Raw genomic sequence first — 1,420 nt, 5'->3', positions numbered from 1 at the left:
CCCATAAGCGCTAACTTAGAAGTTCACGTGCTCGTCGGCGCTGCAGGACGCGTTTGCGCGGAGGCTCGGCAAGCCGGTAGCGCAGGGCGTGCCACTGACTGATCGCGTGTGCAAGTCTCAGCGTGGGCGCGACGCAGCGGCAAAGCAGTGCCAGCATCAGCGAGGTTTCACGCCACGGGCAGTGCTCTCGGGTGCGCTTCGAACCACGAGATCTCGTATCCCCAGGGGGAAACGCGCTCGGCGTGAGCGATCAGGCGAGCAATTAGCAGTGCCACCAGCAACTTTCCCTGCAGCCAACTTCGCGCCGCCCGCGCGTCGTGCTTCTTCAGGTGACCCAGCTGGATCAGCGACTTCAGGCGCTTGAACTCCAACTCGATCTGCCAGCGCATCCGATACAGCGTCATGACCTGCTCGGCGCTGATGGCGGGCTCCAGCGTGGTGAAGACCAGCACGTACTCGGCCGCCTCCAGCGTCTGAGGCCGCACTTTGTTCTGCCCGCGCATGCTTTCGCGGCGCACCCGATTGCGCCCCATCGCAGCCGCCGCAGCGCTCTTGCGCACCGCGCACAAGCGCCCCGCGATCTCCTGCGCGCGCTGGCCGCCGCGCTCGGCCTTGACCTTCAGGCAAGCCGGCCAGCTGCCCGACTGTCCCGCTTGAAGTCCTCGCACCTGGGCCAGCACGTCCAGCGGCTTGCCTGTGCCCGGGTGCGTGAGCGGCAGCGTCACCAGGTTCATGCGCACGATCACATCGCCGCCGTGGCGCCTGACATGGGCAATGCCGCCTGGATGGGCGTAGCCTCGGTCGGCAATGAAGATGTCGCCCGTGTGCACCGCAAAGCGCCTAAGGGTTTCGCCATCGTCGCTGGGGCCCAAGTGAACTTCCTGGCACTGCAGGCCCGGCAGCCCAATGGCGTAGTGCAACCGCCACTGCGAGCCGGTCACGCCGGGCTCGCGCACCACGCTTCCATCGACCACGCGCAGCTGGCGTCCTGCCAGCAATCCCTGCGCCTCGGGCTGGGGCTGCGCGGCGCGCAACTGCTGGGCCAGCCACTCGAACCACGGACCGCACGAGCGCAGCCGCTTGAGCAGCGCCACGTCACTGACCTGTGCAATGCCCGCCAGCGAAGCTCGTGCAGCCGTCTCGCGAAGCCCGCAGCCCTCACCCAGGTGAATCAGCATGACTTGCAGCAGCGAGCGCGCATCGGCAATGCCGCGGGCTCGCTGGAACGCTCCCAGCTGCCGCGCCATCTCCATCCACCGATCGGGCAATAACGCCTCAACGATGCGCCAATCCTCACCCAGGCCGATCGCCTCGTCCTGGGCCTGCTCTGCCAACTGCTCCATGGGACACCTCCGACTCAGCTGATGCAACAGCAGAAGGATATCTCAGAAGTCAGTGTTTAAGTTAGCGCTTATGGGAT

At 66.1% G+C, this 1,420-nt stretch carries 1 protein-coding gene; it reads right to left on the bottom strand.

Going from position 1 to position 1,420, the window contains the following annotated elements:
• Positions 1-167: 167 nt before the first annotated feature.
• The gene (locus EEB15_RS32990) at positions 168-1,343 is read right to left on the bottom strand and encodes an IS4 family transposase (protein ID WP_141514227.1); all 1,176 of its coding nucleotides are present in this window, start codon (positions 1,341-1,343) and stop codon (positions 168-170) included.
• Between the last annotated feature and the right edge of the window lie 77 nt (positions 1,344-1,420).

Source organism: Ramlibacter sp. WS9 (assembly GCF_003797765.1).
GTDB lineage: Bacteria > Pseudomonadota > Gammaproteobacteria > Burkholderiales > Burkholderiaceae_C > Ramlibacter.
This window is presented reverse-complemented; position numbering and strand designations above follow the sequence as displayed.